Raw genomic sequence first — 14,209 nt, 5'->3', positions numbered from 1 at the left:
CGGCGTCAGGCTGCCTTGAAGCGCACGATGCCGTCCGCGCCTTGGCTGCGCGTCAGCTTGCCTTCGAAATACAGCGCATGCAGGTGCGCCAGCGCCTCGCCCATGGCAAAGGTGAGCTGGTGCAGGTCGAGCTTGCGCTTGAACAGCACCGGCACGATGTCCGAGGTCGATTGCGGTCCGGCCTTACAGGCTTCCAGCACCTCGGCCAGGCGGTCGCGATGGTGCTCGTGCTGCTGCGCGATGCGTTCGTGCAGGCCCTTGAACGGCCGGCCATGCGACGGCAGCACCAGCGTGTCGCGCGGCACGTCGGCGTAGCCGTCGAGCGAGCGCAGGTACAGCGGCAGCGGATTGGCGTCGGGCTCGTAGTCGAACACACTGACGTTGGTGGAGATGCGCGGCAGCACCATGTCGCCGGAGATCAGCACGCCCAGGTCGGGCGAATGCAGCGAGGCGTGCTCGGGCGCGTGGCCGTAGCCGACGATGACGCGCCAGTCGTGCGCGCCGATGCGCACCGCGTCGCCATGCATGATGCGGGTGTAGCGCGACGGCACGGCCGGCACCAGGTTGGGAAAGTAGTTGGCGCGCTGGCGGATCTGCTCCTGCGCGTCCGGATCGGTCAGGCCGTGGCGGGCGAAGTGGTCGACCGCCGACTGGCCGCCGGGACCGGCGCCGGCGTCATTGCGGCGCGACGACCACAGCGACGCGACCATGAAGTCGGTCATGGTCATCCACAGCCGCGCGTCCCAGCGTTCACAGAGCCAGTAGGCCAGGCCGATGTGGTCCGGGTGCATGTGGGTGACGATGACGCGCAGCACCGGCAGGCCGTCCAGTTCGTTCTCGAACACCTGTTCCCACAGCGTCTTGACCTCGTCGCGCGAGATGCCGCAGTCGACGATGGTCCAGCCGTCGCGACCATCGATGCGATCGCGCAGCAGCCAGAGATTGATATGATCCAGCGCGAACGGCAGCGGCATGCGGATCCACTTGACGCCCTCGGCCACCTGGTGGGCGCGGCCGGCTTCGGGCTGGAAATCGGCCCAGGGATACTGCAGCTTCTGTTCGTTGGGGTTCATTGCCTCGCTCTCCACGCTTGACGATCGCGTCAAGTCATCATAATTTACGTTTACGTAAACTGCCACACGTCGCATGTCCCCGTCAACCTGGACCATCTCCGAGCTCGCCCGCGAGTTCGACGTCACGCCCCGCACGATCCGCTTCTATGAAGACCAGGGGATCGTCAGCCCGGCGCGCGAGGGCCGCAACCGCATCTTCGGGCCGCGCGATCGCACGCGCCTGAAGCTGGCCCTGCGCGGCAAGCGCCTGGGCCTGCAGTTGTCGGAGATCCTGACGCTGATCGACATGTACGACGGCCCTGGCGACACCGAGGTGCAGTTGCGCCAGTACCTGGCGGTGCTGGCCCAGCACCGCGCCACGCTGGAACAGCAGCGCCGCGACATCGAGGATACGCTGCAGGAAATCGCGGTGCAGGAACGCCAGTGCCGCGAGCTGCTGGCGCAGCAACGAGCCTGAAGCGCCTGCCATGGCGATGCTGCAAACTTTCGCGCTGTTCGTCCTGACGGCGCTGGCCGAGATCATCGGCTGCTACCTGCCTTACCTGTGGTTGCGCCGCGGTCATTCCATCTGGCTGCTGGCGCCGGCCGCCGTCAGCCTGGCCCTGTTCGCCTGGCTGTTGACGCTGCACCCGACCGCGTCGGGGCGCGTGTATGCGGCCTATGGCGGCGTGTACATCGGCATGGCGCTGCTGTGGCTATGGGCGGTCGATGGCGTGCGGCCCAGCGTCAGCGATTATGTCGGCGTGGGGCTTTGCCTGGCCGGCATGCTGGTGATCATGTTCGGGCCCAAGACGGCCTGACCGATTGCCGCGAAGGCGCGTGGGCGCACGACGGGCCAGCGCACGTTGGCGGGTCCGACTCACGCGGCGCGACGCCGGCCCGCCTCCCCGAAAATGAAAAAGCGCGCTCCCCGTGGAGCGCGCTTTGCATTGCTCGCGCGGCAGCCCGGCGGGGACACGCGCCCCGACGTCATTCCGCCTTGATGTTGCCTTCCTTGATGATGCGGGCGTTGTTGGCGAACTCGGCCTGCACCTGCTTGGCGAAGGCGTCGCCGGACGCGGTGCCCGGCTGCAGGTAGGACTTGGCCAGCAGGTCCTTGAACTCGGCGCTGGCCACGGCCTTGGTCAGCGCGGCCTGCAGCGGACCCGACACCGCCGGCGGCAGATTGGCCGGCGCGAAGATGCCGAAGTTCGAGTAGTACTGCGCCTGCGGCAGCTTCAGTTCGGCCATGGTGGGCACGTCGGGCCAGGCGGCCAGGCGCTCGGGCGCCATCACCGCCAGCGGTTTGAGCGCGCCGCTGGCCACGTGCGGCAGCACCACGTCGGTGTTGACCACCAGCAGTTCGACCACGCCGCCCAGGCCGTCGGTCAGCGCCTGACTGTTGCCGCGGTAGGGCACGTGCAGCATCCTGGTGCCGGTCTGCGTGGTCAGCGCCGCCATGCCGATGTGGGCCACGGTGCCCTGGCCCGGCGTGCCGTAGCGCACGCCGTCCGGGTGCGACTTGGCGTAGTCGATCAGGCCGGCGAAGTCCTTCACCGGCAGGGCCTTGGTGGCGACGATGGCCACGGGCGCCACGGCCACACTGGCCACCGGCGTCAGGTCCTTCATCGGGTCGTAGTTGGTCTTGGCCAGGTGCGGGAAGATGGTCAGCGGGCTGGTGGAAGCCAGCAGCAGGGTGGCGCCGTCCGGCTGGGCGCGCGCCACGAAGTCGGTGCCGACCGAGGCGCCCGCGCCGGGCTTGTTTTCGACGATGACGGTGGCGTTGGCCTCCTTGCGCAGCACGTCGCCCAGGCGGCGCCCGATCGCGTCGGCGCTGCCGCCGGCGGTGTAGGGCACGACCAGGGTGATAGGCTTGGCGGGCCAGCCCTGCGCCAGCGCGGCGCCGCCCGTCATGATCGCCAGGGCCGCCCCCGCGGCCGTGAACAGCATCTTCTTTTTCATAGCTTCCTTGTGGTGTTGCGTAGCACTGCGTCAGGTAATGCTTGAATCAGCCAGCCAGGTAGCGCTGCGTCAGCCGCACCCAGTAGCTCGCGCCCGGCGCGATCAGGGCGTCGTTGAAGTCATAGCTGGTGTTGTGCAGCATGCACGGGCCCAGGCCGTGGCCGGCCATGCGATGATCGCCGTCGCCGTTGCCCAGGAACACGTAGCAGCCGGGCTTGGCCTGCAGCAGGAAAGCGAAGTCCTCCGAGGCCATCACCGGCTCGATCACGCGGGCGTGATCGGCGCCAGCCACCTCGCGCATGACCTGCATGCAGAACTCGGTCTCGGCCGGCGTGTTGATCAGCGCCGGATAGCGGCGCTCGAAATAGACCTCGGCCTCGCAGCCATGGGCGGCGGCGATGCTGCCGGCGATCTCATGCATGCGGCGCTCGATCAGGTCGACCACGTCGGTGCTGTAGGCGCGCACCGAGCCGCCCAGCCAGGCGCTGCCCGGGATCACGTTGATGACGCTGCCGCCGGCCTGCACCTGGGTGATGGACAGCACGGCGGCGTCCAGCGGGCGCTTGCTGCGGGTCAGGATGGTCTGCAGCGACTGGCCGATGGCGAACAGCGCCGGCACCGGGTCGGCGCAGTCGTGCGGCGCGGCGGCATGGCCGCCCTTACCGCGCACGGTGATCTTGAAGCCGTTGGCGGACGCCATCATCGGCCCGGCGCAGACGCCGAACGAGCCGGCCTCCAGGCCGGGCCAGTTGTGCATGCCGAACACGGCCTCGCAGGGGAAGCGCTCGAACAGGCCGTCCTGGATCATGGCGCGGCCGCCGGCGCCGCCTTCCTCGGCCGGCTGGAAACAGAAATAGACGGTGCCGTCGAAGCCGCCTTCCTGTTGCAGGTGGCGCGCGGCGGCCAGCAGCATGGCGGTGTGGCCGTCATGGCCGCAGCCATGCATCTTGCCGTCGTGGCGCGAACGGTGTTCGAACTGGTTCTCTTCCTGCATCGGCAGGGCGTCCATGTCGGCGCGCAACATGATGGCGCGGTCGGAAGTGCCGCGCTTGATGACGCCGACCACGCCGGTCCTGGCGATGCCGGTGTGGGTCTCGATGCCCCAGCCGCGCAGGGCGTCGGCCACCACCTTGGCGGTGCGGTGCTCCTCGTAGCAGAGCTCGGGATGGGCGTGCAGGTCGCGCCGCAGCGCCACGATATCGTCAAGATTGGCCAGGTCGGACACCGCTGACTCCGTAACAAAATTTGAAGTTTCAAGGACCCGGGGAATAGTACCCAGGGCGCTTCCCGGGAACGCAAACATTTGCCTAGGGAAAACCCGACTCATATTTACGTTTACGTAAACGTAATATTTGCGCTGCATCATTGCGTAGCCAGCGTCGATCAGCGCATCATGGGGCCACGCGGCGAGATCCGGCGCGATCGCAGGCGCCCATAAGAATGTAAGTACCCACTATCACGGAGACAGCGATGAACCTTCCTGGCCTGAACTTCGATCTGGGCGAAGACCTGGACATGCTGCGCGACGCCGTGCGCACTTTCGCGCAGGCCGAGATCGCGCCGCGCGCGGCCGAAGTCGACCGCAGCGACCAGTTCCCCATGGACCTCTGGCGCAAGTTTGGCGACCTGGGCGTGCTGGGCATGACGGCCAGCGAGGAATACGGCGGCGCCAACATGGGCTACCTGGCCCACATGGTGGCGATGGAGGAAATCTCCCGCGCCAGCGCCTCGATCGGCCTGTCCTACGGCGCCCACTCCAACCTGTGCGTCAACCAGATCAACCGCAACGGCACCCCGGCCCAGAAGGCCAAGTACCTGCCCAAGCTGATTTCCGGCGAGCACGTCGGCGCGCTGGCCATGAGCGAACCGGGCGCCGGCTCGGACGTGGTCAGCATGAAGCTGCGCGCCGACAAGAAGGGCGACCGCTACGTGCTCAACGGCTCCAAGATGTGGATCACCAACGGCCCCGACGCCGACACCCTGGTGGTCTACGCCAAGACCGACCCCGAGGCGCACCAGCGCGGCATCACCGCGTTCCTGGTGGAAAAGGGCTTCAAGGGTTTCTCGGTGGCGCAGAAGCTGGACAAGCTCGGCATGCGCGGCAGCCACACCGGCGAACTGGTGTTCCAGGACTGCGAGATCCCCGAGGAAAACGTGCTGGGCCAGGTCAACGGCGGCGTCAAGGTGCTGATGAGCGGCCTGGACTACGAGCGCGCCGTGCTGTCGGGCGGCCCGGTCGGCATCATGCAGGCCGTGATGGACGTGGTGGTGCCGTACATCCATGACCGCAAGCAGTTCGGCCAGGCCATCGGCGAATTCCAGTTGATCCAGGGCAAGGTGGCGGACCTGTACACCACGCTGCAGGCCAGCCGCGCCTTCTGCTACCAGGTCGGCAAGAACCTCGACCGCCTGGGCGCCGAGCACGTGCGCCAGGTGCGCAAGGACTGCGCCGCGCTGATCCTGTACACCGCCGAGAAGGCCACCTGGATGGCCGGCGAGGGCGTGCAGATCCTGGGCGGCAATGGCTACATCAATGAGTACCCGGTGGGCCGCCTGTGGCGCGACGCCAAGCTGTACGAAATCGGCGCCGGCACCAGCGAGATCCGCCGCATGCTGATCGGCCGCGAGCTGTTCGCCGAGACGGCCTGAGTCCCCCCGGAAGTCGTTTGCCATGATCCGCACGTCCGACGTCCAGCACATCGAGCAGGCGCCCGTCCGGGGCCCCTCGCCGCTGGACGTCGCGCGCCGCATCCTGGCCGGCTTCGACCGCCACTACGCGCTGTTCCGCTACAGCGCGCAGCGCGCCAAGGCGCTGTTCGAATCGGGCGACTGGCACGGCATCCAGCACCTGTCGCGCGAGCGCATCGAGTACTACGACATGCGGGTGCGCGAATGCGCCAGCCAGCTCGAAGGCGTGCTGCGCGGCCGGCCCGAGGGCGCCGTCGGCGCCCATGCCCCCAATGGCGCGAACGGCGCCGCGGGCGCCGCGCTGACGGATGCGCAGACCGCCTACTGGCAGCAGATCAAGCAGGAATTCGTCGGCCTGCTGGGCGAGCACCGCCAGCCCGAATGCGCCGAGACCTTCTTCAACTCGGTGTCATGCCGGCTGCTGCACCGCGACTATTTCCACAACGATTTCCTGTTCGTGCGGCCGGCCGTGGCCACCGACTACCTGGACAGCCGCATGCCGTCGTACCGGGTCTACTACCCGGTGACCGAGGGCCTGCACAAAAGCCTCATCCGCATGGTGGCCGACTTCGGCCTGGCGCTGCCGTTCGAGGACCTGCCGCGCGACACCCGCCTGCTGGCGCGCGCCGCCATCGGCCAACTGCGCCGGCAGTTGCCGCGCCACGTCGGCCGTCGCATCGCCAGCGACTGCCAGGTGCATGCGCTGGGTTCGCTGTTCTTTCGCAACAAGGGCGCCTACATCGTCGGCCGCCTGATCAACCAGGGCACCGCCTACCCCTTCGCCGTGGCGCTCACGCGCAACCCGGCCGGGCAGGTGAACCTGGACGCGCTGCTGCTGGGCGCGGACGACCTGAGCACGCTGTTCAGCTTCACGCGCGCGTATTTCCTGGTGGACATGGAGACGCCCGCCGCGGTGGTCAACTTCCTGGCCAGCCTGTTGCCGCGCAAGCCCAAGGCCGAGCTGTATACCATGATCGGCCTGCAGAAGCAGGGCAAGACGCTGTTCTACCGCGATTTCCTGCACCACCTGGCGCATTCGCGCGACGCCTTCGACATCGCGCCCGGCATCAAGGGCATGGTGATGTGCGTGTTCACGCTGCCGTCCTATCCCTATGTGTTCAAGCTGATCAAGGACCGCATCGATAAGGACGGCATGGACCACGCCACCGTGCGGCGCAAGTACCAGATGGTCAAGCTGCACGACCGCGTCGGCCGCATGGCCGACACCTGGGAATACTCGCAGGTGGCGCTGCCGCGCGCCCGCTTCGCGCCCCGGCTGCTGGACGAACTGCGGCGCCTGGTGCCCAGTCTGATCGAGGAAACCGGGGACACGGTGGTCATCCGCCACGTCTACATCGAGCGGCGCATGACGCCGCTGAACCTGTACCTGAGCCAGGCGCCCGATGCGCTGCTGGAGCCGGCCGTGCGCGAATACGGCGACGCCATCCGCCAGTTGGCCGCCGCCAATATCTTCCCCGGCGACATGCTCTACAAGAACTTCGGCGTGACGCGGCTGGGCCGGGTCGTGTTCTACGACTACGACGAAATCCAGCGCATGACCGAAATGAATTTCCGACGGATTCCGCCCGCCCCCAATGAAGAGGCGGAAATGGCGTCGGAGCCTTGGTACGCGGTCGGACCGAACGACGTCTTCCCCGAGGAGTTCGGCCGTTTCCTGCTGGGCGACGCGCGCGTACGCGGCGCCTTTCTGCGCCACCACGCCGACCTGCTGGAACCGGAATGGTGGCAGGCCTGTCGCGCCCACGTGGCGCAAGGCCGGATCGAAGAATTTTTCCCTTACGATACGGACAGGCGCCTGCGCCCGGCACCCGCCGGCGCGGCCTCGTAAGCAGACGCTGTCCCGACCCTCACAGGAGCTAGTCATGTCAGATCCCATCGTTATCGTTTCCGTCGCCCGCACGCCCATGGGCGGCATGCTCGGCAGCCTGTCCGGCCTGGCCGCGCACGAACTCGGCTCGATCGCCATCAAGGCCGCCGTCGAGCGCGCCGGCGTCAAGCCGGAGCAGATCGAAGAAGTCATCATGGGCAACGTGCTGCAGGCCGGCCAGGGCCAGGCGCCCGCGCGCCAGGCCGCGCTGGGCGCGGGCCTGCCGCTGGGCGTGGCGTGCACCACCATCCACAAGGTGTGCGGTTCGGGCCTGAAGGCCGCCATGTTCGGCCACGACCTGCTGGCCGCGGGCTCGGCCAACATCGTCGTCGCCGGCGGCCAGGAAAGCATGAGCAACGCGCCCTACCTGCTGCTCAAGGGCCGCCAGGGCTACCGCTACGGCCACAACACCGTGTACGACCACATGGCGCTGGACGGCCTGGAAGACGCCTACGACAAGGGCAAGGCCATGGGCGTGTTCGCCGAGGACTGCGCCGCCAAGTATTCGTTCACCCGCGAGCAGCAGGATGCGTTCTCGCTGGAATCGCTGCGCCGCGCCCGCGCCGCCACCGAGGACGGCAGCTTCAAGTGGGAAATCACCCCGGTCACGGTCGCCGGCCGCAAGGGCGACACCGTGATCGACACCGACGAAGCCCCCACCAAGGCCATGCCGGAAAAGATCCCGACGCTCAAGCCCGCGTTCAAGAAGGACGGCACCGTCACCGCCGCCAACTCGTCGTCGATCTCCGATGGCGCCGCCGCCATGGTGCTGATGCGCGCCTCCACCGCCGAGAAGCTCGGTGTCAAGCCGCTGGCCCGCATCGTGGCGCACAGCCAGCACTCGCAGGAACCGAACTGGTTCACCACCGCCCCCGTCGGCGCCTTGAAGAACCTGTTCGCCAAGACCGGCTGGAAGGCCGAGGACGTGGACCTGTACGAGATCAACGAAGCCTTCGCGGTGGTCACCATGGCCGCCATGGCCGACTTCAAGCTGCCGCATGAAAAGGTCAACATCCACGGCGGCGCCACCGCCCTGGGCCACCCCATCGGCGCCTCCGGCGCGCGCCTGATGACCACGCTGATCGGCGCGCTGCGCAAGACCGGCGGCAAGCGCGGCGTGGCCACGCTGTGCATCGGCGGCGGCGAAGCCGTGGCGATGGCGATCGAGATGGTCTAAATCCGCATGTTCGGGAAGCGGGCCTCGGCCCGCTTCCCGAACCGGATTCCGCTGCGCCTTTCCTGCATGGCATTGTCCGCGACGGGTCGGTCGCGGGCCGTGCGGGAGAGGCGCAACGAAATCCGGACAAGCAACAAAAATCATCGACAACCATGCCCGGCCCACCGGGCGGCGAGACAAACCGCTCGATTCCGAGCGCCTTCAACATCCCAATCAGCAGGACGGGTGGTACCCCATGCCCATCATCGAATCCCGCATCAATCCGCGGTCGCAGGACTACACCGACAACGCGCGCGCCATGCAGGCGCAACTGGACGACCTGAGCCGGCAACTGGCGCAGACCGCCCTGGGCGGCAGCGAATCGTCGCGCGCCAAGCACGTGGCGCGCGGCAAGCTGCTGCCGCGCGACCGCGTCGAGAACCTGATTGATCCGGGATCGCCGTTCCTGGAACTGTCGCCGATGGCGGCGCATGGCATGTACGACGGCGACGCGCCGGGCGCGGGCGTCATCACCGGCATCGGCCGCATTGCCGGCACCGAATGTGTCATCGTCTGCAACGACGCCACCGTCAAGGGCGGCACCTACTATCCGATGACGGTCAAGAAGCACCTACGCGCGCAGGAGATCGCCGCGCAGAACCGGCTGCCGTGCGTGTACCTGGTCGATTCCGGCGGCGCCAATCTGCCGCAGCAGGACGAGGTCTTTCCGGACCGCGAACACTTCGGCCGCATCTTCTACAACCAGGCGCAGATGTCGGCGCAGGGCATCGCGCAGATCGCGGTGGTGATGGGGTCCTGCACCGCCGGTGGCGCCTACGTGCCCGCCATGAGCGACGAGTCCATCATCGTCAAGAACCAGGGCACCATCTTCCTGGGCGGCCCGCCGCTGGTGAAGGCCGCCACCGGCGAGGAAGTCAGCGCCGAGGACCTGGGCGGCGGCGACGTGCACACGCGCCTGTCGGGCGTGGCCGACCACCTGGCCGCCAACGACATGCACGCGCTGCAACTGGCGCGCGGCGCCGTGGCGCGCCTGAACCGCAAGAAGCCGGCGCCGCTGGCCACCGTGCCGGTGCGCGAACCGCGCTACGACCCGGCCGAGCTGAACGGCATCATCCCCGCCGACACGCGCAAGCCGTATGACGTGCGCGAGGTCATCGCGCGCATCGTCGACGGCTCCGAGTTCGACGAATTCAAGGCGCGCTTCGGCCCCACGCTGGTGACGGGCTTTGCCCACATCCACGGCATGCCGGTGGGCATCGTCGCCAACAACGGCATCCTGTTCTCGGAATCGGCGCAGAAGGGCGCGCACTTCATCGAGCTGTGCGCGCAGCGCAAGATCCCGCTGGTGTTCCTGCAGAACATCACCGGCTTCATGGTCGGCCGCAAGTACGAAAACGAAGGCATCGCGCGCCACGGCGCCAAGATGGTGACGGCCGTGGCCACCGCCAACGTGCCCAAGTTCACCGTGCTGATCGGCGGCTCGTTCGGCGCCGGCAACTACGGCATGTGCGGCCGCGCCTACTCGCCGCGCCTATTGTTCATGTGGCCCAACGCGCGCATCTCGGTGATGGGCGGCGAGCAGGCCGCCAGCGTGCTGGCCACGGTCAAGCGCGACGGCATCGAGGCGCGCGGCGGCCAGTGGTCGGCGGCCGAGGAAGACGCCTTCAAGGCGCCGATCCGCGAGCAGTACGAACGCGAGGGCCATCCGTACTACGCCACCGCGCGGTTGTGGGACGACGGCATCATCGCGCCGGCCGACACGCGCCGCGTGCTGGGGCTGGCGCTGTCGGCGGCGCTGAACGCGCCGATCGAAGACACGCGCTTCGGCGTCTTCCGGATGTAGAAGAAAGCCCACCCCCTACGCGCTGCGCGCGCCCCCTCAAGGGGGCGACACCGGCGGACCGGCGAAGCCGGATCCGCGGTGTCCCCGATAAGGTCGGCGTGATGCGACGTGTGAGGGTTTTGGATGCAACGCGCTCCGCTGCAACGTAGTCAACGAATCATCCCAGTCTGGATAACGCCATGTTCGATACCCTGCTGATTGCCAACCGCGGCGAGATCGCCTGCCGCGTCGCCGCCACCGCCCGCCGCCTGGGCATCCGCACCGTCGCCGTCTATTCCGACGCCGACGCCGACGCCCGCCACGTCGCCGCCTGCGACATCGCGGTGCACATCGGCGGCCCCGAGCCGCGCGCCAGCTACCTGCGCGCCGACGCCATCCTGCAAGCCGCGCGCGATACCGGCGCCCAAGCCATCCACCCCGGCTACGGCTTCCTGTCGGAAAACGAAGCCTTCGCCGAAGCCGCCGAACAGGCCGGCATCGCCTTCGTCGGCCCGCCGGCCTCGGCCATCGCCGCCATGGGCAGCAAGTCCGCCGCCAAGTCGCTGATGGAGAAGGCCGGCGTGCCGCTGGTGCCCGGCTACCACGGCGACAACCAGGACCCGCAATTCCTCAAGGAACAGGCCGACGCCATCGGCTACCCGGTGCTGATCAAGGCCAGCGCCGGCGGCGGCGGCAAGGGCATGCGCGTGGTCGAATCGACGGGCGCGTTCCTCGATGCGCTGGCCTCGTGCCAGCGCGAGGCCGCCTCCAGCTTCGGCGACGACCGCGTGCTGATCGAACGCTATCTGCAGAAGCCGCGCCATATCGAGATCCAGGTGTTCGCCGACACCCATGGCAACTGCGTCTACCTGTTCGAGCGCGACTGCTCGGTGCAGCGCCGCCACCAGAAGGTGATCGAGGAAGCGCCCGCGCCCGGCATGACCGAGGAACGCCGCCGCGCCATGGGCGAAGCCGCCGTGGCCGCCGCGCGCGCGGTGGGCTACGTGGGCGCCGGCACGGTGGAATTCATCGCCGAGCCCGACGGCCGCTTCTACTTCATGGAAATGAACACGCGCCTGCAGGTCGAGCACCCCGTCACCGAGATGATCACCGGCCACGACCTGGTCGAATGGCAGTTGCGCGTGGCCGCCGGCCAGCCGCTGCCGGCGCGCCAGGAAGACCTGCGCATCCACGGCCACGCCATCGAGGCCCGCATCTACGCCGAGAACCCCGAGAAAGGCTTCCTGCCGTCGATCGGCACGCTGGCCTACCTGGGCCTGCCGGCCCACGTCGCCTTCGCCAACGGCGATATCCGCGTCGATGGCGGGGTGCGCACCGGCGACACCATCACGCCGTTCTACGACCCCATGATCGCCAAGCTGATCGTGCACGGCGCCGACCGCGACCAGGCCCGCGCCCGCATGCTGCAAGCGCTGGCGCAGACCCAGGCGGTGGGGGTGCAGACCAACGTCGCCTTCCTGTCGCGCCTGATGCGCGACAGCGCCTTCGCCGCCGCCGACCTCGACACCGGCCTGATCGAGCGCCAGCGCGCCACGCTGCTGCCCGAGCCGACGCCGGCCGACGCCGCCACGCTGGCGCTGGCCACGGCCGCCGTGCTGGCCAGCCAGGGCCAGGCGCAATCGGCGCCGCATGCCGCCGCGCCGGCCGATCCGTGGGACACGCGCGACGGCTGGCGCCTGGGCGGCCGCTACCAGCGCACGCTGCAATGGATCGACAATGGCGAGACCCGTCACGTCACCGTCGCGCGCCAGGGCGCCGACTGGCTGCTGGACAGCGGCGACGGCGCCCGGCCCTTCGCCTGGCGCGCCGAGGACCGCGACGGCCCGGCCCGCGTGCTGCGCATCACCCTGGACGGCCGCGAACGCGCCGGCACCGTGGTGCTGCACGCCGACAAGGCCCACGTCTTCGGCGACGGCGGCGCGCGCGTGCTGGACCTGTACGACCCGCTGGCGCACGCCCAGGACACCCAGGGCGACCACGGCGGCGGCCTGACCGCCCCCATGCCGGGCAAGATCATCTCCATCGCCGTCAAGGCCGGCGACAGCGTCGCCAAGGGCCAGCCGCTGCTGGTGATGGAGGCGATGAAGATGGAGCACACCATCTCCGCGCCGGCCGACGGCAAGGTCGAGGAACTGTTCTACGCGGTGGGCGACCAGGTCACGGAAGGCGCGGAACTGGTGTCGATCGGCGCCTGAAGCGGCCGCCCCCCCCCGGCGGCGCGCAAGACCCCACGGCCGGCGGGCGCTTTAGTTTGGCGTCAGCCGGCTGTTTATAGAATGCGCATTCCGGCGCCGTCCGCGCGCCTGCCGCGCGTTCCGCCCCGATGCCCGCCCCCGACTCGCCCAGTCCGCTTTACCGACCCGCCTTCCTGCACTTCCTGTTCGCGCGCATCGGCGCGTCGCTGGCCTTCCAGATCGTCTCGGTGGCGGTGGGCTGGCAGATCTACGCGCTGTCGGGCAGCGCGCTCGACCTGGGCCTGATCGGTCTGGCGCAGTTCCTGCCGATGGCGGCGCTGACGCTGGTGGTGGGCCACGTGGCCGACCGCTACGACCGCCGCAAGATCGTCGCCATCTGCATGGCGGTCGAGACCCTGGCCACGCTGCTGCTGGCGATCGCGGCGCTGCATGGCGTCGGCGGCAAGACGCTGATCTACGCCACCCTCATCATCATGAGCTCGGCGCGCGCCTTCGAGGCGCCCACGCTGACCACGCTGATTCCCGCCATCGTGCCGCGCGAATGGCTGCCGCGCGCCACCGCGCTGTCGTCCTCCGGCGGCCAGATCGCGCAGATCGCCGGCCCGGCGCTGGGCGGCATCGGCTATGGCCTGGGGGCAGGGTGGATCTACTGCGTGGCGGCGGCGCTGTACCTGTGCGGCTTCGCCTGCATCGCCAGCATGTCGATCGACCGCGCCCCGCCGCGCAGGGAGCCGACCACCTGGCGCACGCTGTTCGCGGGCATCACCTTCATCTTCCAGCGCCGCATTCTGCTGGGCACGCTGTCGCTGGACCTGTTCGCGGTGCTGCTGGGCGGCGCCACGGCGCTGCTGCCGATCTTCGCCAAGGACATTCTCAACGCCGGTCCGTGGGCCCTGGGCGCGCTGCGCGCCGCGCCGGCCTGTGGCGCCATGCTGATGTCGCTGACGCTGGCGCGGCTGAGCCTGGGCGAGCACGTCGGCCGCCTGCTGTTCGGCGCGCTGATCCTGTTCGGCCTGGCCACCACCGTGTTCGGCCTGTCGACCTCGATCCCGCTCTCGGTGGGCGCGCTGGTGGTGCTGGGCGCGGCCGACGCCATCAGCGTGGTGGTGCGCTCGTCGCTGGTGCAGTTGAACACGCCCGACCACATGCTGGGCCGCGTCAGCGCGGTCAACACGCTGTTCGTCGGCGCCTCGAACCAGTTGGGGGAATTCGAGTCCGGCGTGATGGCGGCGCTGCTGGGCGCGGTGCCGGCGGTGGTGGTGGGCGGCCTGGGCACGATTGCGGTGGCGGGGCTGTGGATGCACTGGTTCCCGGAGCTGCGCAGGCTGCGTTCGCTGCATCCCGAAACCGAACCGGCCTGACGCTGCCTGCAGCGCCCGGCAAACCGCGATTGTTGCTGGGCGA

At 68.9% G+C, this 14,209-nt stretch carries 11 protein-coding genes; 8 read left to right on the top strand and 3 right to left on the bottom strand.

All coding sequences use genetic code 11. The annotated features are described in order from the left end of the window. Positions 1-5: 5 nt before the first annotated feature. Positions 6-1,073: an MBL fold metallo-hydrolase gene (locus tag ACUDCK_RS00610; RefSeq protein WP_175167287.1), complete on the bottom strand. Its 1,068-nt coding sequence runs from the start codon at positions 1,071-1,073 to the stop codon at positions 6-8. A gap of 73 nt (positions 1,074-1,146) precedes the next feature. Between ACUDCK_RS00610 and ACUDCK_RS00605 the strand changes: the two genes are divergently transcribed. Further along, the gene (locus tag ACUDCK_RS00605) at positions 1,147-1,530 is read left to right on the top strand and encodes a MerR family transcriptional regulator (protein WP_049070466.1); all 384 of its coding nucleotides are present in this window, start codon (positions 1,147-1,149) and stop codon (positions 1,528-1,530) included. A 10-nt stretch (positions 1,531-1,540) separates the two neighbouring features. After that, a complete protein-coding gene (locus ACUDCK_RS00600; protein WP_006386964.1) occupies positions 1,541-1,873 on the top strand; it encodes a YnfA family protein in 333 nt (110 codons plus the stop codon). A 169-nt stretch (positions 1,874-2,042) separates the two neighbouring features. Here the strand turns inward: ACUDCK_RS00600 and ACUDCK_RS00595 are convergent, their stop codons facing one another. Continuing rightward, positions 2,043-3,014, bottom strand: a complete 972-nt coding sequence (locus ACUDCK_RS00595; RefSeq protein ID WP_175167288.1) for a Bug family tripartite tricarboxylate transporter substrate binding protein — start codon at positions 3,012-3,014, stop codon at positions 2,043-2,045. Positions 3,015-3,060: 46 nt separating this feature from the next. Continuing rightward, positions 3,061-4,239: a M20 aminoacylase family protein gene (locus ACUDCK_RS00590; RefSeq protein WP_116791572.1), complete on the bottom strand. Its 1,179-nt coding sequence runs from the start codon at positions 4,237-4,239 to the stop codon at positions 3,061-3,063. Between the two features lie 245 nt (positions 4,240-4,484). Here ACUDCK_RS00590 and ACUDCK_RS00585 point away from each other — a divergent pair, with 245 nt between their 5' ends. The 6 genes from ACUDCK_RS00585 to ACUDCK_RS00560 all read left to right on the top strand — a co-directional run bounded on the left by ACUDCK_RS00585 (position 4,485) and on the right by ACUDCK_RS00560 (position 14,166). Beyond that, on the top strand, positions 4,485-5,663 hold the full coding sequence (locus tag ACUDCK_RS00585) for an isovaleryl-CoA dehydrogenase (protein WP_006386961.1): 1,179 nt from the start codon (positions 4,485-4,487) through the stop codon (positions 5,661-5,663). 22 nt (positions 5,664-5,685) lie between these two features. Next, positions 5,686-7,551, top strand: a complete 1,866-nt coding sequence (gene aceK / locus ACUDCK_RS00580) for a bifunctional isocitrate dehydrogenase kinase/phosphatase (RefSeq protein WP_175167289.1) — start codon at positions 5,686-5,688, stop codon at positions 7,549-7,551. 34 nt (positions 7,552-7,585) lie between these two features. After that, positions 7,586-8,767 carry an acetyl-CoA C-acetyltransferase gene (locus tag ACUDCK_RS00575; protein ID WP_064527688.1) on the top strand — a complete coding sequence of 394 codons (1,182 nt, stop codon included), beginning with the start codon at positions 7,586-7,588 and terminating at the stop codon, positions 8,765-8,767. A 235-nt stretch (positions 8,768-9,002) separates the two neighbouring features. Beyond that, positions 9,003-10,610 (top strand): carboxyl transferase domain-containing protein, encoded by a 1,608-nt coding sequence (locus ACUDCK_RS00570; protein WP_116791575.1) that lies wholly within the window; start codon positions 9,003-9,005, stop codon positions 10,608-10,610. 179 nt (positions 10,611-10,789) lie between these two features. Beyond that, positions 10,790-12,805 carry an acetyl/propionyl/methylcrotonyl-CoA carboxylase subunit alpha gene (locus tag ACUDCK_RS00565; RefSeq protein WP_175167290.1) on the top strand — a complete coding sequence of 672 codons (2,016 nt, stop codon included), beginning with the start codon at positions 10,790-10,792 and terminating at the stop codon, positions 12,803-12,805. Between the two features lie 128 nt (positions 12,806-12,933). Beyond that, entirely contained in the window at positions 12,934-14,166 is a 1,233-nt protein-coding gene (locus tag ACUDCK_RS00560) for an MFS transporter (RefSeq protein ID WP_054515622.1), read from the top strand. The last annotated feature ends 43 nt before the right edge of the window (positions 14,167-14,209 follow it).

It is taken from the genome of Achromobacter sp. CF-sbj1-Ac2-l (assembly GCF_052698165.1).
This window is presented reverse-complemented; position numbering and strand designations above follow the sequence as displayed.

Coding starts and splice junctions, on each gene's coding strand:
- ACUDCK_RS00565 (WP_175167290.1), top strand. CDS start 10,790: ATGTTCGATACCCTGCTGATTGCCAACCGCGGCGAGATCGCCTGCCGC.
- ACUDCK_RS00605 (WP_049070466.1), top strand. CDS start 1,147: ATGTCCCCGTCAACCTGGACCATCTCCGAGCTCGCCCGCGAGTTCGAC.
- ACUDCK_RS00610 (WP_175167287.1), bottom strand. CDS start 1,073: ATGAACCCCAACGAACAGAAGCTGCAGTATCCCTGGGCCGATTTCCAG.
- aceK (WP_175167289.1), top strand. CDS start 5,686: ATGATCCGCACGTCCGACGTCCAGCACATCGAGCAGGCGCCCGTCCGG.
- ACUDCK_RS00560 (WP_054515622.1), top strand. CDS start 12,934: ATGCCCGCCCCCGACTCGCCCAGTCCGCTTTACCGACCCGCCTTCCTG.
- ACUDCK_RS00585 (WP_006386961.1), top strand. CDS start 4,485: ATGAACCTTCCTGGCCTGAACTTCGATCTGGGCGAAGACCTGGACATG.
- ACUDCK_RS00595 (WP_175167288.1), bottom strand. CDS start 3,014: ATGAAAAAGAAGATGCTGTTCACGGCCGCGGGGGCGGCCCTGGCGATC.
- ACUDCK_RS00570 (WP_116791575.1), top strand. CDS start 9,003: ATGCCCATCATCGAATCCCGCATCAATCCGCGGTCGCAGGACTACACC.
- ACUDCK_RS00575 (WP_064527688.1), top strand. CDS start 7,586: ATGTCAGATCCCATCGTTATCGTTTCCGTCGCCCGCACGCCCATGGGC.
- ACUDCK_RS00600 (WP_006386964.1), top strand. CDS start 1,541: ATGGCGATGCTGCAAACTTTCGCGCTGTTCGTCCTGACGGCGCTGGCC.